The sequence below is a fragment of the Serinicoccus sediminis genome (genome assembly GCF_004153545.1).
Taxonomy (GTDB): domain Bacteria; phylum Actinomycetota; class Actinomycetes; order Actinomycetales; family Dermatophilaceae; genus Ornithinicoccus; species Ornithinicoccus sediminis_A.
On record NZ_SDVA01000006.1, the window covers coordinates 13,774 to 28,665 of the forward strand.

A 14,892-nucleotide genomic window follows, 5' to 3' on the forward strand; every position below is an offset into this window, starting at 1 on the left:
GGGGACGCTCAGGCGCCCAGCGCCTGCCTCACCGCGGCGGCGACCCGGCCACCCTCGGCGCGGCCGGCCACCCGCGGCTGCAGCACCTTCATCACCCCGCCCATCCCGCGCATGTCGGTGGCGCCGGTCTCGGAGACCGCCGCGCGCGCGAGCTCGTCGAGCTCCTCGTCGCTGAGCTGGGCGGGCAGGTATGCCTCCAGCACCTCCAGCTCGGCCTCCTCCTGGGCCGCGAGCTCGGGACGGTTGGCCCCGGTATAGGCCTCGGCCGCCTCGCGGCGCTTCTTGGCCTCCTTGGTGATGACGCGGAGCACCTCGTCGTCGGAGAGCTCGCGCGCCTGCTTGCCGGCGACCTCCTCGGTCGTCACGGCGGAGAGCGTCATGCGCAGCGTGCCCGCCCGCACCTTGTCCTGCGCGCGCATGGCGGCGGTGAGGTCCTGCTGGAGGGTGGCCTTGAGGCCGGTCTGCTCGGTCATGTCCGCCAGTGTCTCACCCCGGCCGGGAACCTTCTGCGGGATTCCGGAGGCCGTGAGTGGTCGCCTGTCACGCGTCCGGTGCGGCCTGGCGGCGCGTCCTGTGCGGCCTGGCGGCGCGTCCGGTGCGGCCTGGCGGCGCGTCCGGTGCGGCCTGGCGGCGCGTCCGGTGTGACCTGGCGACGCGTCCTGTGCGAGATCAGCCGTTGCCGTTGCCGTTGCCGCCGCCGCCGTTGCCGCCGCCGTTGCCGTCGTCGTCCTGGCCGGGCGGGTCGGTGCCCGGCGGCTCGTCGGGCGGGCCGGGCGTCGGGGCCGGTGCCGGCTCAGGATCCTGGGTGGGTTCCGGCTCGGGCTCGGGCTCCGGCTCGGGGCTGGGCTCCGGCTCCGGAGAGGGCTGCGGCTGCGGGGACGGAGAGGGCTGCGGCTGCGGCGGGGGAGGCGGCTGCGGCTGGGTCTGCCGCGGGGCCGCCTGCGCGGGTGCCGGTGGCGGTGCCGCGGCCTGCTGGATCCCGTTGGACACGTGCAGGGTCAGGGGGTCGGACGTCCGCACGGAGGACCCCACCCCCGGGGTGGTGTAGACGACCGTGCCCTCGGGGCGGCTCGAGGCGACCCGGACGACGGCGCCGGTCAGACCGGCGTCCTCCAGACGCTCCTGCGCCTCGTCGACCGGAAGTCCGACGACCCGGGGGATCGTCACGCGCTTGCCGTTGAGGATCTCGTTGGACGGCTCGTCCCACTCCTCGACGTCCATGCCCTCCGAGGCGACCTCCATGATCCGCTTCCACGTCGGCGCGGCGAGCGAGGACCCGAAGAGCGGACCCTCGATGTAGCGGCCGTTGATCGTGATGTCGACGAGGTCGTCGTCGTAGCGGGCGCCGGCGGGCACGTTGCCCACGAAGACCGCCGTCGACAGCTGGGGGGTGAACCCGGCGAACCAGGTGTTGGTCGAGTCGTTGTTGGTGCCGGTCTTGCCGCCGGCCGGACGGTCGTCGTCCAGGATGGCCTGCCAGCCCGAGCCCTCCATGCTGACGACGCCCTCCAGGAGCTCCACGGCGCCGAGCGCGACGTCCTCGTCGATGACCCGCTCGCACTCCGGCAGCTCCAGCGGCAGCTCCTCGCCGTCGGCGTCGAGCACCTGGGTGACCGGCACCGGCGGGCAGTAGATGCCGCCCGAGGCGAAGGTCGCGTACGACGCGGCCACGGTGAGCGGGCTGGCCGTGTCGGCGCCCAGCACCAGCGACGGGGCGAGGGTGGTCTCGGCGTTGCCGGGGTCGAGCCCGTAGTCCTGGCCGTTGGCGGCGTGCAGGCCCATCTCGGTCATGGTCTCGGCGATGTCGCACGTCCCGACCTGCGAGGCGAGGGTGGCGAACGCGGTGTTGACCGAGAGGGCCGACGCCTTGCGCAGGGTGATCTCGTCGACGTGGTTCTCGTCGTTGGCGTTGCGGACCGCCCAGTGGTCCTCGCCGATCGTGCAGCCCTCGTCGAAGTCGTCGCGGAAGAAGATGCCGGCCGGGAAGACCTCGTCGGCCGGGGGGTATGACGTGGGCCGGTCCTCCGGGTCCTCGAGCCAGACGTTGCCGAAGGTGCTGTCCTCCGGCTCGCGCACCCGGATGTCGGCCTCGACCGGCACGCCCTTCTCCAGCGCGTCCACCAAGGTGTACGCCTTCGCGATCGAGCCGATCGCCATACCCCCGGGGCCGCCGTAGGCGTTGTCGACGTTCCAGTTGACCGAGGTCTCCCGGACCTTGTCGTTGGTGCCCTCCAGGTCGTACTGGGAGGACTGGTTGAAGGCGAGGATCTTGCCGGTGCCGGGCTCCACGACGCTGGCGGCCGAGCCGAGGAAGTACTCGTTGCCCCGCGGGGTCGCGTCCCGCAGGATGTCCTTCATCTCGCCCGAGAGCTCGAGGTCGAGGGTGGTCTGGACGGTGAGCCCGTTGGTGGTGAGGTTCTCCAGCCGCTCGTCCCGGGTCTTGCCCAGGGCCGGCTGCTCCAGCAGCCAGGCCTCGACGTAGTCGCAGAAGTAGGGGTTGGCCGAGCGCAGGCAGGAGCGCTGGCTGTCCCGGATCTCGAGCATGTCCTCGACCTGCTGGGAGCGGGCCTCCTCCAGCTCCTCCTCGGTGATCATGCCCTGGTCACGCATGTTGCCGAGCACGACGTCGCGCCGGGCCTGGGCCAGCTCGGGGTTGGCCACCGGGTTGGTGTTGCTCGGCGAGCGCACGACCCCTGCCAGCAGCGCCGCCTGGGAGACCGTGAGGTCCTCGGCGTTGACGTTGAAGTAGTGCCGGGCGGCCGCCTCGACGCCGTAGACGTTGTCACCGTAGAACGCGAGGTTGAGGTAGCCGACGAGGATCTCGTCCTTGGTGAGCCGCTCCTCGAGGGTGATGGCGTACTTCAGCTCGCGCAGCTTGCGGACGTAGCCCTCCATCCCCGAGCGGGCCTGCGTCTGCGCGTAGGCCGCGGCGTCGTCCTCCTTGATCGCCTGCTGCTGCAGCGCCAGCTTGATGTACTGCTGCGTGAGGGTCGAGCCACCCTGCGTGGTGTCGGTCGTGGTGTTCTGGACCACCGCCCGCGCCAGCGCCTCGACGTCGGCACCGCCGTGCTGGAAGAAGCGCTCGTCCTCGATGGCGACCTGCGCGTCCTTCATGTTCTGGCTGATCTCGTCGCTCTCGACGATGATGCGGTTCTGCGTCGCCGGGGTGGCGAGGATGGTGCCGTCCGCGGCGAGGATGCGCGACTGCTGGGCCAGCGGGTTCTGCTCCAGGTCGCCCGGCAGCTCCTCGAACATGCTCACGCTCTCCCGGGCGGCGAGCCCGGTGGCCCCGACCACCGGCGCCAGCAGACCGGCGCCGATGATCCCCATGAGGACCGAGACGGCGAGGAAGACCCCGAGCAGGGAGGTCACCCGTGCGACAGTGAGAGCAGAGCGCATACCAGACACGGTACGTGAAGAAACTGGGAGGTCCCCGACCCACGCCGCCGCCCCGGCGGGCGGGCGGTCCGCGCGACGGTCCCGGCCGGTAGGGTCGGCCCATGACTGTGCAGCAGTGGGAGTACGCGACCGTTCCCCTCATGATCCACGCCACGAAGCAGATCCTCGACCAGTGGGGCGAGGACGGCTGGGAGCTCGTGCAGGTGGTGCCGGGGCCGGGGGACGGCACCAACCTCGTGGCCTACCTCAAGCGTCCCAAGAACGCCTGAGCGGGCCGCTGTGACCGACCCGCGCCAGGGCGCCGTCGAGAGCCGGCTGGCCGACCTCGGGCACCGGGTGCCCGAGGTCGCCGCGCCGGTCGCCGCCTACGTCCCCGCCGTCCAGCACGGCGACCTCGTCTTCACCTCCGGGCAGGTGCCCTTCGTCGACGGCCGGCTGGAGCTGACCGGCAAGGTCGGCGACGGGCCCGGCCTGGTCGACGCCGAGGACGCCGCGCGCCTGGCCGGGGTGTGCGCGCTCAACGCGATCGCCGCGATCCGGTCGGTCGTCGGGGACCTCGACCGGGTCACCAGGGTGGTCAAGGTCGTCGGCTACGTCGCCAGCGACCCCGCCTTCACCGGTCAGCCTGCGGTCGTCAACGGTGCGTCCGAGCTGCTGGGCCACGCTTTCGGCGAGGCCGGCGTGCACGCCCGGTCGGCCGTCGGTGTCGCCGCCCTGCCCCTCGACGCCCCCGTCGAGGTAGAGGTCGTCGTCGCCGTCCGGGACTGACGTGCCGGGGGACGTCGGCGCCGGGCGGGGCGCGAGCGCCTACCGCGACTTCGCCGTGCCCGAGGCGGTCGCGCGGCACTCCCGCGCCTGGCTGGCGGCTCCTCCCGAGGAGCGGCACGTGGCCGCGCCGCGACCCTCGGCGACGGTGATGCTGCTGCGGGAGGAGCCGCGGCTCGAGGTCTTCGTGCTGCGGCGGGCTGCCGGTATGGCGTTCGCCGCCGGCATGATCGCCTTCCCGGGGGGCGGCGTGGACCCGCGCGACGCCGACGCCGAGGTGCCCTGGGCGGGGCCGGACGTCAGCGCGTGGGCGCAGCAGCTGGGGACGGACGAGGACGCGGCCCGGGAGCTGGTCACCGCCGCGGCCCGCGAGGTCTTCGAGGAGTGCGGGGTGCTGCTGGCGGGCCGCTCGCCGGACACCGTGGTCGACGACCTGCGCGACGAGGTATGGCGTCGCGAACGGGCCGGCCTGCTGTCCCGCGCCCACAGCTTCGCCCAGGTGCTGGCCCGGCACGGTCTCGTCCTGAGGACGGACCTGCTCAGCCTGCGCGGTCACTGGGTGACCCCGGAGTGCGAGCCGCGCCGCTACGACACCCGCTTCCTGGCCGCCCGGATGCCGACCGGCCAGGTGGCCGACGACGAGAGCACCGAGGCCGCGGTCGCCGGGTGGCGCACCCCCGCCGAGATCCTGCAGGCCCAGCAGGAGGGTCGCGACGTGCTGCTGCCGCCCACGCAGGTCATGGTCGAGGAGCTCGCCCGGGTGGCGGACCTCGACGGGTGGCTGCGGCACCGGGCGCCGGTGCCGAAGGTCCTGCCCGTCCCCGTCGAGCACGGCGGCCGGCTGTGGATGCGGGCGCCGTCGCACGAGGCGGTGCCGTGAGACCGGGTGGGGCGGCCGACCCGTCCTGGCAGGGGGGCGCCTGGGGCGAGCGGGCCCACGCGGTCCTGTGCCCGAACCCCTCTCCGATGACGCTGGAGGGCACCAACACGTGGGTGCTGCTCGAGCCCGGCAGCGCCGAGGCGGTCGTCGTCGACCCCGGTCCGATGCACGAGGCGCACCTGGCGGCCGTGCTCGACCACGTCGCGCAGCGGGACGCCCGGGTGGTGATGACGCTGCTGACGCACGGGCACGCCGACCACGCAGAGTCCGCAGACCGGTGGGCGCGGCTCACCGGCGCCCCGGTGCGACGGTACGGGGGCGGCCACGACGACCTCGAGGACGGGGAGCGTCTCGTCGTCGGCGGGCTGGAGCTGCTCGTCGTGCCGACACCCGGCCACACCGCCGACTCGCTGTCCTTCCTGCTGCCGGCCGAGCAGGTCCTGCTGACCGGGGACACCGTCCTCGGCCGGGGGGCCACGGTGGTCGCCTACCCGGACGGCGACCTCACGTCATACCTGGAGTCGTTGGAGCGGCTGCGCACCCTGACCGGCGCCGGGACCGCGACCAGCATCGCTCCCGGTCACGGCCCGGTGGTGCCGGACGCGGCGGGGGTCGTGGAGCACTACTGGCGGCACCGTCACGAGCGGCTGGACCAGGTGCGCGAGGCGGTCGCCCGGGTCCGGGCGGAGGACGACGCGGGGCCGGGTGACCTCGCCGACCGGGTGGTGGGGACGGTGTATGCGGACACCCCGCGCGCGGTGTGGCCGGCGGCACGCCTGTCGGTGCTGGCGCAGCTGGACTACCTGGGGGAGCTCGACGACTGAACCCTCCCCCGCAGGGGGCCGGGGCGAGGCGCGCGGAGCGGGAGGGGTCCTCGGTGGGTCAGCGGGCCCGGCGACGCAGCCGGTCGACGTCCATGAGGGTGACCGCCTTCGCGCCGAGGATGACCCAGCCACGCTGGGCGAAGTCGGCCAGCGCCTTGTTGACCGTTTCCCGGCTGGCGCCCACCAGCTGCGCCAGCTCCTCCTGGGTGAGGTCGTGGGAGACGACGAGACCGGCCTCCGACCGGCGACCGAAGCGGTCGGAGAGGTCCAGCAGCGCCTTGGCGACCCGGCCCGGCACGTCGGTGAAGACCAGGTCGGAGAGCCCCTCGTTGGTCTTGCGGAGCCGGTGCGCCAGCCCGGCGAGCATCTGCATGGCGACCTCCGGGTGGTGGCCGAGGAAGGCGCGCAGCGCGTCGTTGCCGAGGGAGATGAACTCGGTGTCCGACACGACGTAGGCGGTGGTGAGGCGCGGGCCCGGGTCGAAGAGGCTGAGCTCGCCGAACATCTCGCCCGGCCCCAGGACGGCCAGCAGGCTCTCGCGGCCGTCGGCCGAGGCGCGGGCGAGCTTCACCTTGCCCTTGGTGATGACGTAGAGCGAGTCCCCCGGGTCCCCCTCGTGGAAGACCACGTCCCCCCTGGCGAGGCGGCGCGGGCTCATCGAGTCCATGAGCCGGTCGGCCGTCGCGCCGTCGAGTGCGGCGAACAGCGGTGCTTTCATCACGACGTGCCGGTCCACCGCCTCATGGTGCCATGACCAGCGACGGAATGAGGTCCGGGTGTGTCGGCCCCCGACCGTAGGGTGGAGGCGTGAGCGTCGACGACCAACCCGCCGGGCCCGGCCCGCAGACGCCGACGGGGGAGAGCCCGTTGGCGCTGACCCGCCGGGCGCGCAAGATGTACCGCCTGCTCCACGAGCACTACCCGGACGCGCGGTGCGAGCTGGACTTCGAGGACGCCTACCAGCTCCTCGTGGCCACGGTCCTGTCCGCCCAGACGACCGACGTGCGGGTCAACGGCGTGACACCGACGCTGTTCGCGCGCTACCCCGACGCGCACGCCCTGGCCGCGGCGGACCGCACGGAGGTCGAGACGATCATCCAGCCGACCGGGTTCTTCCGGGCCAAGACGGAGTCGCTGCTCAAGCTGGGCGCGGGCCTGGTGGAGCGGTTCGGGGGGCAGGTGCCCGGCCGCCTCGCCGACCTCGTGACCTTGCCCGGCGTGGGTCGCAAGACCGCCAACGTCGTGCTGGGCAACGCCTTCGACGTCCCCGGCATCACCGTGGACACGCACCTCGGCCGGCTGGTGCGTCGCTTCGGCTGGACGCAGGAGACGGACCCGGTCGCCGTCGAGCACGCCGTGGGCGCGCTCTTCCCCCGCCGGGACTGGACGATGCTCTCGCACGTCCTGATCTTCCACGGCCGACGCACCTGCCACTCCCGGAAGCCGGCGTGCGGTGCCTGCCCGGTGGCTCGCCTCTGCCCGGCCTACGGCGAGGGGGAGACCGACCCGGTGGCTGCGGCGCGGCTGGTGCGCCCGGGGCCGCGGCGGTGAGCGAGCAGCCCACCGGCGGTTGGCCCCCGCCGCCCTGGTTGAGCGACCTCGTCGCGACGATCCCGAGCCTCCCCGGCGAGCGCTTCAGCCGCTTCCTGCCGCCGCCGGAGGGAGGACGGCGTCGCTCCGCCGTCCTGGTGCTGTTCGCGCCGGGGGTCGAGGACCCGGGTGACCCCGAGGCCACCACGGTGGTGATCACCGAGCGCGCCCACACGATGCGTTCCCACGCGGGCCAGCCCGCCTTCCCCGGCGGCGGGACGGAGGCGGGCGACGTCGACGCGGTGGCCACGGCCCTGCGTGAGGCCGCCGAGGAGGTGGGCCTCGACGGGTCGGGGGTCGAGGTCCTGGGCGAGCTGCCCACCCTCCACATCCCGGTGTCGGGCTACGACGTCACTCCGGTGCTGGCGTGGTGGCGCACGCCTGACCCGTCGTCGCTGTGGGCGAAGGACGTGAGGGAGGTCGCGCGGGTCCTGCAGCCACCCGTGCGGGAGCTCGTCGACCCTGCGCGACGCTTCCGGGTGCACCACCCCAGCGGCTTCGTCGGGCCGGCGTGGGAGGTGGAGGGGCTACTGGTGTGGGGCTTCACGGCGGGCCTGCTGGACCGCATCCTGGACCTCGCCGGCATCGCACCGGACTGGCCCGACGCCCCCACCCGGCAGCTCGAGCTCTGACCGGCGTCGCGGGCGTCAGTCGCGGGCGGTCTCCAGCGCGGCGCTGCGGTGCTGCCCCTGGGCGGCGGCCTTCACGGTCTCCACCGTCTCCTTGCCCTCGCGGATGGCCTTCTCCGGCTTGCCGTTGACCTTGGTGACCTGGCCCTTGCCGACGAGAGCGAGGATGCCCGCGACGACGAACAGGACCGCGGCCACGATGAGCAGCGAGGCCCACCAGGGCAGCCAGATGGCGAGGACCCCGGCCAGGCCGAGGAAGAGCAGGCCCAGGCCGTAGAGACCGAACAGGGCGGCCCCGGCGAACATCCCGGCACCCTTGCCCGCGTGGGTCACGTCCTGCTTGATCTCGGCCTTGGCGAGCTCGATCTCACCCCGCATGATCTGCGAGACGTCCAGGGTCACATCGGACACGAGCTGACCGAGCGAACGCTTGTCGGCGGACGTGGCCGGTGCGGTGCTGTCGGTCTTGGCGGGAGTTGACATGCGGCCGATCGTATCCCGGTCGCCGGGGTGGCGCAGGATCGGTGGACCGGCATCGGTGGTCAGCCGGGACCCACCCGCTCCCGGACAGCACGGTGCCCGCCCGGCACCCCCTGTTCAGTGCCGAGCGGGCACTCGTGTCGACAACCGGTCCCGTGACAGCCGGCAGAGCCGCGCCCTCCGAGGAGGGGGCTCCTGGGTCGATGTGTCCAGTCTGCCAGTGGGCCGGCGGTGCCCTGAACCACTTTTGGCAAAGATTTGTTAAAGACTTCCCAGTAGTGTTTCCGCTGGTCAGAATGCCTCCCCCGTAGGGGTGAGGAAGCCATGCAGGCCTGGGTGCCGGCGGGTCCTAGGGTGACCTGATGAGCACTCCGCAGGACGCCCTCGAGGCGCTGGCCGCCCTCCCCGGCGTGCAGGAGGGGATGGACCGTGCACGGGAGGCCTGCACCGCTCTGTGCTGGCACGAGGGGCTGCGCCGTCGCACGGCCGAGGCGGCAGCCGAGTCCCGCGTCCGGGGAGCCACGGCGTCGGCCCTGCTGGAGGGGGCCGAGCCCGCCGGGTCGCAGGGCAGCGTGTCGGTGGTCCGTGACCTGATGCGCGGCGCCCTCGCGGACGCACCCGACGCCGACCCGCTCTGGCGGACCGTCCGCGCCGCCGCCCGGGTCACCGCCCGGACCGAGAGGGTGACCCAGGCCGAGCTGGGTGCACCTGCCCAGCTGCTGGCCGGTCTGCACACCGCCGCGGCCGCAGGTCTGGTCGCCCAGCACGAGGTGGGACGGCCCCGGGGGGCGGGTGAGCCCGGCGAGGGGGTGGCGGTGCTGGGGGACGCGCCGGACGCCGACGCCGCTCGAGCCCGGCTGCAGGCGGTGCACGGTCTGCTGCAGGCCGTCCCCACCGGTCGTCAGCCCGCCCTGCTCGTCGCCGCGGTCGCGCACGCGGAGATCGTCGTGGCGCGGCCCTTCGTCGTCGGCAACGGTCTGGTGGCCAGGGCGGTGGAGCGCGTCGTGCTCCGCGTGTCGGGACTGGACCCGACCGGGGTGGCGGTGCCGGAGCACGGGCACGCCGACCGGGCCGGTCAGGACTACCGGGGCGCCCTGGTCGCCTACGCCTCCGGCACGCAGGACGGCGTGCGTCTGTGGCTGGAGCACTGTGCCGAAGCCGTCGTGCGCGGCGCTGCCGAGGGGGGTCGGGTCGCCGACGCCGTCCGTGCGGGGCGTCTGGGCTGACGACGACGTGGTGCTGGTCCCGGAGGCACTGCCCGCGACGGGCGTTCCGGGCCGGCTCCCGACGTCCATGGTCGGCGTCCCGGGCCGGCTCACCACGTCCATGGGCCGCGTCTCTGACCGGCTGACCACGCCCACCTCGAGCCGCTGCGGACGGCGCTCGTGAGCCAGTCGCTCGCCACGGCTCGGGTGCCCTGCCCGAGGTCCGTTCCGACACGCTCCGACAGGCCCTCCGCAGCTTGCATCGCGCCTCGTCAGTCATGCATACTGGTCGGACAGCGCTCCTCGAAAGAGTTGCAGCGCGGGTGTTCAGGGTCATCCCCCCCTGATCCTGGACACCGACGGCCCCGGCTCCCCCCGCCGGGGCCGTCCCCTTTCCCCCTCCGTCCGCGAGCACCGTCACGTGTCGTGACCCCCTCGCGAGCCCACGGGCGATGCTCCGGCGGCATGGTCCACATGGTCGGCCTGCATCACGCCCGGTCCACAGATCGCTGGCGCTGCCTGGCGCAGCCCGGAGCGCACGGGCGAAGGTCGGGGCATGACCACGCCGACGCGTCCGACGGGGCCGGACCTCCTGGCCGCACTGGGGCCGCTCGCTGCGCTGCTGGAGGACCCGCACGTCACCGATGTGCTCGTCAACGGGGAGGCCGGGGTATGGGTCGACCGGGGTCGAGGGGCGGAGCGCGCCTCGGCCCGCCTCAACGACGACCGCAGCGTGCGTCGACTCGCGGTCCGGCTCGCAGCCCTGGCCGGCCAACGGCTCGACGAGTCGAGCCCGTGGGTGGACGGGCTGCTGCCAGGAGGGTTGCGGCTGCATGCCCTCCTCCCGCCCCTGGTGGACGGCGGGGCGCACCTGAGCCTGCGGGTGCCGCGGACCGAGGTGCCCCGCCTGGAGGACCTGACCGCCTGGGGTGCCCTGGATGCGTCGGCCGCCCGGGTCCTGGAGGCCGTGGTGCGGTCCCGGGTCTCGTTCCTGGTCAGCGGCGGCACCGGCACGGGCAAGACCACGCTGCTCGGGGCGCTGCTGTCGCGCTGCGCGCCGAGCGAGCGGATCGTGGTCGTCGAGGACGTCCGTGAGCTCCGGGTCCGGCACCCCCACGTCGTGCACCTGCAGGGCCGGGCCGCCAACATCGAGGGGCGTGGCGAGGTGACGATGACGACCCTCGTGCGGCAGTCGCTACGCATGCGGCCCGACCGGGTCGTCGTGGGAGAGGTGCGGGGTGCGGAGGTGCGCGAGCTCCTGACCGCCCTCAACACGGGGCACGAGGGCGGGTGCGGCACCGTGCACGCCAACACGGCTCGTGACGTCGTCGCCCGGTTCACCGCGCTCGGTGCTCTCGCCGAGATGTCCGGTGACGCGGTGCGCGCGCAGCTCGTCAGCGCCATCGAGGTGGTCCTGCACCTCGACCGGGACGCCGACGGTCGCCGCCGGCTGCGCGAGGTGGCGATGCTGCGGTCCAGGGAGGACGGGCTGGAGTGTGTCGCCGCGCTGACAGGTGGCCCCGGCTCCTGGGCAGCCGGTCCTGCGTGCCGTGAGCTCGCCCGCCGCATCGGCCTGGCGCACGAGGAGCTGGTGTGACGGCGCTGCCCGGGCCGGTCACCGGCCAGCTGCTGACGCTCGCCGTGCTGGCCGCTGCCGTCGTGCTGATATGGAGGAGCCCTGCCCACCCGGGAGCTGGTTCGGGGGACGGGCCGACCCGCGCCGGGGCCGGTGCGGGGGACGGGTCAGCCCGCCCGGACGCCGGTGCGGGCGACAGAGCAGCCCTGCCGAGCGCTGGTCCGGCTGACGGGCCGGCCCGGAGGTCCGGGGCATGGCTGAAGGCGGCCAGGCGGGTGCTCGCCCGCCGGCTGCGCTCGCCGGGGCTGGCCCCGGACGTCGAGGAGCTGCACGTCGTCGACACCGTCGCCGCGGCGCTGGAGGGCGGTCTGCCGGCGAGCCGCGCGGTCGGTCTCGCCCTGGACCGCGCCGTGACACACCCACGGGGCGGCAGCCCGGAGTGGGACATCGTCGTCCGGGCCGCACGGGAGGGTGATCCCCTGGCGCCGGCCTGGGAACGGCTGGCGCGCAGGTCGGGCACGCCCACCCTCGGCGCGGTGTCGCGGGCCTGGACGGTCGCGGCCCGCTCGGGTGCGCCGCTGGCCGAGGCCCTGCGGGTCAGCGCCCTCGTGGCACGGGAACGTCGACGCCTGGAGAGCGCCGTGGACGCGGCCAGCGCCGACGCCCGCGCGACCGCGACCGTGCTGACCTGCCTGCCGCTCGCAGGGATCGCCCTCGCCGCGGTGCTGGGCGTACCACCCACGGTGCTGTACGCGAAGCCCGCCGCCTGGACCTGCCTGGCCGCGGGTGCCGCCCTACTGGTGCTCGGCCAGGTGCTGGTGCGCCGCCTCGTCGCGGACGTGCTGAGGAGCGCCCAGTGACCCCGGCCGCGTGGACCCTCGTCCTGCTGACCGCGGCTGCCGCAACCGTCCCATTGCTGTGGTGGCCTCCGACCCCGGTGCGTTGGACGCCCCGTCGGGTCCGGCGACACCCGGCGGCGCGCGCCGGCGCGGCAGCCGGGGTGCCCGAGGCGCTGGACCTGCTGGCGCTGGCCCTGCAGGGAGGCAGCTCCCTGGGGTCCGCCTCCCGCCAGGTCGCCTCGGTCCTGCCCCCGCCGCTGCGCGACGAGCTGGACGGCGTGGGGCAGGACCTGATGCTGGGCCTGGACCCGGCGCCCAGCTGGGAGGCGGCCGGCCCTCGCTGGCGTGCCGCCCGGCTGAGCATGGAGATCGCTGCGCTCGCCGGGGTCGCGCCGGGGCCGGCACTGCGGCAGGCGGCCACCGACCTGCGGCGTCACGCCGTCGCCAGGGTGGAGGTCGCGACCGCGCGGCTGGGGGTCCGGCTGGTGGTCCCGTTGGGGCTGGCCTTCCTGCCCGGGTTCGTGCTGAGCACGGTCGTGCCCCTCGTCCTCGCCCTCGTCCGGGACCTGTCCTGGTGAGGGCCCCATCAGCTGACCGCACGCGGTCACCCAGGCGTGCGTCTCGCCGTGAGGCGCACCCACCCACAAGGAGGGGAACCCATGAAGAAGAACACCACCATCACTCTCGCGGCCGCCGTGCGGCAGCTGCGGGAGCGCCGGGAGGCCGGGATGACCACCGCGGAGTACGCCGTCGGCACGATCGCCGCCTGCGCCTTCGCCGCGGTGCTGCTGGCGATCCTGCAGTCCGGGGCCGTGCAGGGGGTCGTCACGTCGGTCATCACGACCGCGCTGTCGGTGTCGTTGTGACCCGTCGCGGGCATCGCGGTGGCGACCGGGGGATGGTCAGCGCCGAGCTGGCCCTCACCGTCCCGTCGATCCTCCTGGTGCTCGCGATCTGCCTGACCGCCCTCAGCCTGGGGGTGGACCAGGTCCGGTGCGAGGACGCGGCGCGCGTGGCAGCGCGCGCCGCGTCCCGTGGCGAGGCCACCGACGCCGTTCGCGACGCGGCCCTGCAGCGGGCGCCCCAGGGGGCCAGTGTCGCCGTCGAGGAGGACGCCGTCGGGGTGCGGGTGGTCGTCGAGGCGCAGGCCCGCGACCGGCTCCTCCCCGGTCTCCCCGGCGCGGTGGCGACCGCGGAGGCGGTCTGGGAGCCCGGGGTGCGACCGTGAGGAGTGAGGGCGGGCCGCGGGGGAGGAGGCATCAGCGGCTGCCCCCGCCGGGCGGCCAGGGGCACCGACCGACGCCGTCGATCGGTAGGGAGGACGCCCCGTCATCGTGGGTCGGCCACGGGCGCCGCCCGGCTACGTCGGCTGGGGAGGAGCACGACCCGCCGCTGCCCGTCGGCCTGGAGCGTGTCTCGCCGGAGAGACGTCTGGGCGACGGCCGGGCGATGGTGGAGCGGAGCTGCGTCCAGGCCGGGGCAGGCTCATCCTGCGGATCGCGCCGGGCCCACCACGAACGCGGCTCGGCTGTAGTCATGGCGATCGGCGTGGTGGCCGGCCTCGTCACGATCCTGGTGCTGGCCCTGGGGCTGGTCGCGGTCCTGGTCGCCGGCCAGCAGGCGCGGACCGCTGCCGACCTGGGCGCGCTGGCGGCCGCGGGCCAGCTCGTGCAGGGGGTCGACGACACGGCCGCCTGCGCGCTGGCCGCGCGCGTCACCCAGCAGCACGGCGTGGAGGTGCGCGGCTGCGCCGTCACGCGTCGGGGAGTCTCGCCCCTGCCGGAGGTCACCCTCGAGGTGCACCGGGCCGTGGCAGGAACCCGGTGGACCGTCGACGTGACGGCCCGGGCAGGGGCCTCCCTGGCCCGGACGGGGTGAGCACGCGAGAGCGACCTACCTCGTGCGCTGATGGCCTGCAGAAGACCGCCGCCGACTGTGCGCCGTGGTGGCCCTGTGAGGGCCACGGAGGCGCACGGTGCTCACGGGGTGGCGGGGGCTGTGCGCGGTGGTGGCCCCGTGAGGGCTACGAACGCACACGGTGCATGAAGCCGCGGCGGGGACTGTGCGCGGTGATGGCCCCCTGAGGGCCACCATCGCGCACACTCGAGTTCGGCATGCTCACGCAAGCCGGGCAGGAGCGCCGGGGCGTGCGGATCAGGCTCCGGGGCCGGTCGTGGGGCGCCCGGTGGTGCCGCCCTGACCGGTGCCGCTGCCGCTGCCGGGGGTCTGGCGCGGGAGGATCGGGGTCGACGAGCGGTCCTCGGTGCGGGCCGGGTCCGTGCGCTGCCGGTTGTCGTCCGAGCTGCCCAGGCGGTCGGCGTCCCGCTGCCGCTCGGCACGTCGGTCGGAGTCCTTGGCCTGCCGGCGCAGCTCGCGGACCTCGCGGGCCCGGCGTGCCTTGGAGCGGGTGCCCACCGCGAGCAGCCACAGCCCGCTGGTGGCGGCGGCCAGGGCGATGCCGCCGATGGCGAACAGCCAGATCGGGGTGAGATCCACGTTGAGGACGCCGTAGGAGATCTGGACGGGGTCCATGCCCCGGGTGGCGAGCCACATGTAGATGATGACGGCCAGCGCGACGAGCAGCAGGACGACTCCGAAGACGACCATGGCAGATCCTTTCGAGGAGCAGGCTCGCAGATGACCACGACGACGGGGCCTCCCCGTCCGGGCCGACACTAGCGCAGCGAGGACCCTCCGGCCGGGTG

General features: G+C 74.4%; 18 protein-coding genes. 13 read left to right on the forward strand and 5 right to left on the reverse strand.

Annotation, left to right across the window (positions count from 1 at the left end):
* Positions 1–8: 8 nt before the first annotated feature.
* Together EUS26_RS07025 and EUS26_RS07030 are read right to left on the reverse strand one after the other, a co-directional pair.
* Positions 9–473: a GatB/YqeY domain-containing protein gene (locus EUS26_RS07025; RefSeq protein WP_130012582.1), complete on the reverse strand. Its 465-nt coding sequence runs from the start codon at positions 471–473 to the stop codon at positions 9–11.
* Positions 474–669: 196 nt separating this feature from the next.
* Positions 670–3,399 carry a transglycosylase domain-containing protein gene (locus EUS26_RS07030; protein ID WP_130012584.1) on the reverse strand — a complete coding sequence of 910 codons (2,730 nt, stop codon included), beginning with the start codon at positions 3,397–3,399 and terminating at the stop codon, positions 670–672.
* Between the two features lie 101 nt (positions 3,400–3,500).
* Between EUS26_RS07030 and EUS26_RS07035 the strand changes: the two genes are divergently transcribed.
* The 4 genes from EUS26_RS07035 to EUS26_RS07050 are packed head-to-tail and all read left to right on the forward strand — an operon-like array spanning position 3,501 to position 5,868.
* Positions 3,501–3,668 (forward strand): Sp36 family protein, encoded by a 168-nt coding sequence (locus EUS26_RS07035; RefSeq protein WP_083518953.1) that lies wholly within the window; start codon positions 3,501–3,503, stop codon positions 3,666–3,668.
* Between the two features lie 10 nt (positions 3,669–3,678).
* Complete coding sequence (locus EUS26_RS07040) at positions 3,679–4,167, forward strand: RidA family protein (protein WP_130012586.1); 489 nt, start codon at positions 3,679–3,681, stop codon at positions 4,165–4,167.
* Between the two features lies 1 nt (position 4,168).
* Positions 4,169–5,044 (forward strand): NUDIX hydrolase, encoded by an 876-nt coding sequence (locus tag EUS26_RS07045; protein ID WP_130012588.1) that lies wholly within the window; start codon positions 4,169–4,171, stop codon positions 5,042–5,044.
* On the forward strand, positions 5,041–5,868 hold the full coding sequence (locus tag EUS26_RS07050) for an MBL fold metallo-hydrolase (RefSeq protein WP_420329995.1): 828 nt from the start codon (positions 5,041–5,043) through the stop codon (positions 5,866–5,868). The genes EUS26_RS07045 and EUS26_RS07050 overlap by 4 nt, the downstream gene beginning before the upstream one ends.
* A 58-nt stretch (positions 5,869–5,926) precedes the next feature.
* Here EUS26_RS07050 and EUS26_RS07055 read toward each other — a convergent pair whose 3' ends face one another.
* Entirely contained in the window at positions 5,927–6,604 is a 678-nt protein-coding gene (locus EUS26_RS07055; RefSeq protein WP_130012592.1) for a Crp/Fnr family transcriptional regulator, read from the reverse strand.
* A gap of 158 nt (positions 6,605–6,762) precedes the next feature.
* Here EUS26_RS07055 and nth point away from each other — a divergent pair, with 158 nt between their 5' ends.
* The gene (gene nth / locus EUS26_RS07060; RefSeq protein WP_130012890.1) at positions 6,763–7,419 is read left to right on the forward strand and encodes an endonuclease III; all 657 of its coding nucleotides are present in this window, start codon (positions 6,763–6,765) and stop codon (positions 7,417–7,419) included.
* Entirely contained in the window at positions 7,416–8,090 is a 675-nt protein-coding gene (locus EUS26_RS07065) for an NUDIX hydrolase (RefSeq protein ID WP_130012594.1), read from the forward strand. Before nth ends, EUS26_RS07065 begins: the two co-directional genes overlap by 4 nt.
* A gap of 15 nt (positions 8,091–8,105) precedes the next feature.
* Here EUS26_RS07065 and EUS26_RS07070 read toward each other — a convergent pair whose 3' ends face one another.
* Positions 8,106–8,570, reverse strand: coding sequence for a phage holin family protein (locus EUS26_RS07070; protein ID WP_130012596.1), 465 nt, complete (start codon positions 8,568–8,570; stop codon positions 8,106–8,108).
* Positions 8,571–8,929: 359 nt separating this feature from the next.
* Here EUS26_RS07070 and EUS26_RS07075 point away from each other — a divergent pair, with 359 nt between their 5' ends.
* The 7 genes from EUS26_RS07075 to EUS26_RS07105 all read left to right on the forward strand — a co-directional run bounded on the left by EUS26_RS07075 (position 8,930) and on the right by EUS26_RS07105 (position 14,065).
* The gene (locus tag EUS26_RS07075) at positions 8,930–9,793 is read left to right on the forward strand and encodes a Fic family protein (RefSeq protein ID WP_130012598.1); all 864 of its coding nucleotides are present in this window, start codon (positions 8,930–8,932) and stop codon (positions 9,791–9,793) included.
* 535 nt (positions 9,794–10,328) lie between these two features.
* Positions 10,329–11,369 (forward strand): TadA family conjugal transfer-associated ATPase, encoded by a 1,041-nt coding sequence (locus tag EUS26_RS07080; protein ID WP_130012600.1) that lies wholly within the window; start codon positions 10,329–10,331, stop codon positions 11,367–11,369.
* Entirely contained in the window at positions 11,366–12,208 is an 843-nt protein-coding gene (locus EUS26_RS07085) for a type II secretion system F family protein (protein ID WP_130012602.1), read from the forward strand. Before EUS26_RS07080 ends, EUS26_RS07085 begins: the two co-directional genes overlap by 4 nt.
* 77 nt (positions 12,209–12,285) lie before the next feature.
* On the forward strand, positions 12,286–12,765 hold the full coding sequence (locus EUS26_RS07090; protein WP_165368536.1) for a type II secretion system F family protein: 480 nt from the start codon (positions 12,286–12,288) through the stop codon (positions 12,763–12,765).
* Positions 12,766–12,846: 81 nt separating this feature from the next.
* Positions 12,847–13,053: a DUF4244 domain-containing protein gene (locus EUS26_RS07095; protein ID WP_130012606.1), complete on the forward strand. Its 207-nt coding sequence runs from the start codon at positions 12,847–12,849 to the stop codon at positions 13,051–13,053.
* Between the two features lie 32 nt (positions 13,054–13,085).
* On the forward strand, positions 13,086–13,415 hold the full coding sequence (locus EUS26_RS07100; RefSeq protein WP_130012608.1) for a TadE family type IV pilus minor pilin: 330 nt from the start codon (positions 13,086–13,088) through the stop codon (positions 13,413–13,415).
* A 221-nt stretch (positions 13,416–13,636) separates the two neighbouring features.
* Positions 13,637–14,065, forward strand: coding sequence for an Rv3654c family TadE-like protein (locus tag EUS26_RS07105; RefSeq protein ID WP_130012610.1), 429 nt, complete (start codon positions 13,637–13,639; stop codon positions 14,063–14,065).
* A 276-nt stretch (positions 14,066–14,341) separates the two neighbouring features.
* Here EUS26_RS07105 and EUS26_RS07110 read toward each other — a convergent pair whose 3' ends face one another.
* Positions 14,342–14,794, reverse strand: a complete 453-nt coding sequence (locus EUS26_RS07110) for a hypothetical protein (RefSeq protein WP_130012612.1) — start codon at positions 14,792–14,794, stop codon at positions 14,342–14,344.
* Positions 14,795–14,892 lie beyond the last annotated feature (98 nt).

What these genes read in the sequence shown, in the direction of transcription:
- EUS26_RS07025 (WP_130012582.1), bottom strand. Translation starts at nt 473, where the DNA reads ATGACCGAGCAGACCGGCCTCAAGGCCACCCTCCAGCAGGACCTCACC.
- EUS26_RS07030 (WP_130012584.1), bottom strand. Translation starts at nt 3,399, where the DNA reads ATGCGCTCTGCTCTCACTGTCGCACGGGTGACCTCCCTGCTCGGGGTC.
- EUS26_RS07035 (WP_083518953.1), top strand. Translation starts at nt 3,501, where the DNA reads ATGACTGTGCAGCAGTGGGAGTACGCGACCGTTCCCCTCATGATCCAC.
- nth (WP_130012890.1), top strand. Translation starts at nt 6,763, where the DNA reads ATGTACCGCCTGCTCCACGAGCACTACCCGGACGCGCGGTGCGAGCTG.
- EUS26_RS07070 (WP_130012596.1), bottom strand. Translation starts at nt 8,570, where the DNA reads ATGTCAACTCCCGCCAAGACCGACAGCACCGCACCGGCCACGTCCGCC.
- EUS26_RS07075 (WP_130012598.1), top strand. Translation starts at nt 8,930, where the DNA reads ATGAGCACTCCGCAGGACGCCCTCGAGGCGCTGGCCGCCCTCCCCGGC.
- EUS26_RS07080 (WP_130012600.1), top strand. Translation starts at nt 10,329, where the DNA reads ATGACCACGCCGACGCGTCCGACGGGGCCGGACCTCCTGGCCGCACTG.
- EUS26_RS07095 (WP_130012606.1), top strand. Translation starts at nt 12,847, where the DNA reads ATGAAGAAGAACACCACCATCACTCTCGCGGCCGCCGTGCGGCAGCTG.
- EUS26_RS07100 (WP_130012608.1), top strand. Translation starts at nt 13,086, where the DNA reads ATGGTCAGCGCCGAGCTGGCCCTCACCGTCCCGTCGATCCTCCTGGTG.
- EUS26_RS07105 (WP_130012610.1), top strand. Translation starts at nt 13,637, where the DNA reads ATGGTGGAGCGGAGCTGCGTCCAGGCCGGGGCAGGCTCATCCTGCGGA.
- EUS26_RS07110 (WP_130012612.1), bottom strand. Translation starts at nt 14,794, where the DNA reads ATGGTCGTCTTCGGAGTCGTCCTGCTGCTCGTCGCGCTGGCCGTCATC.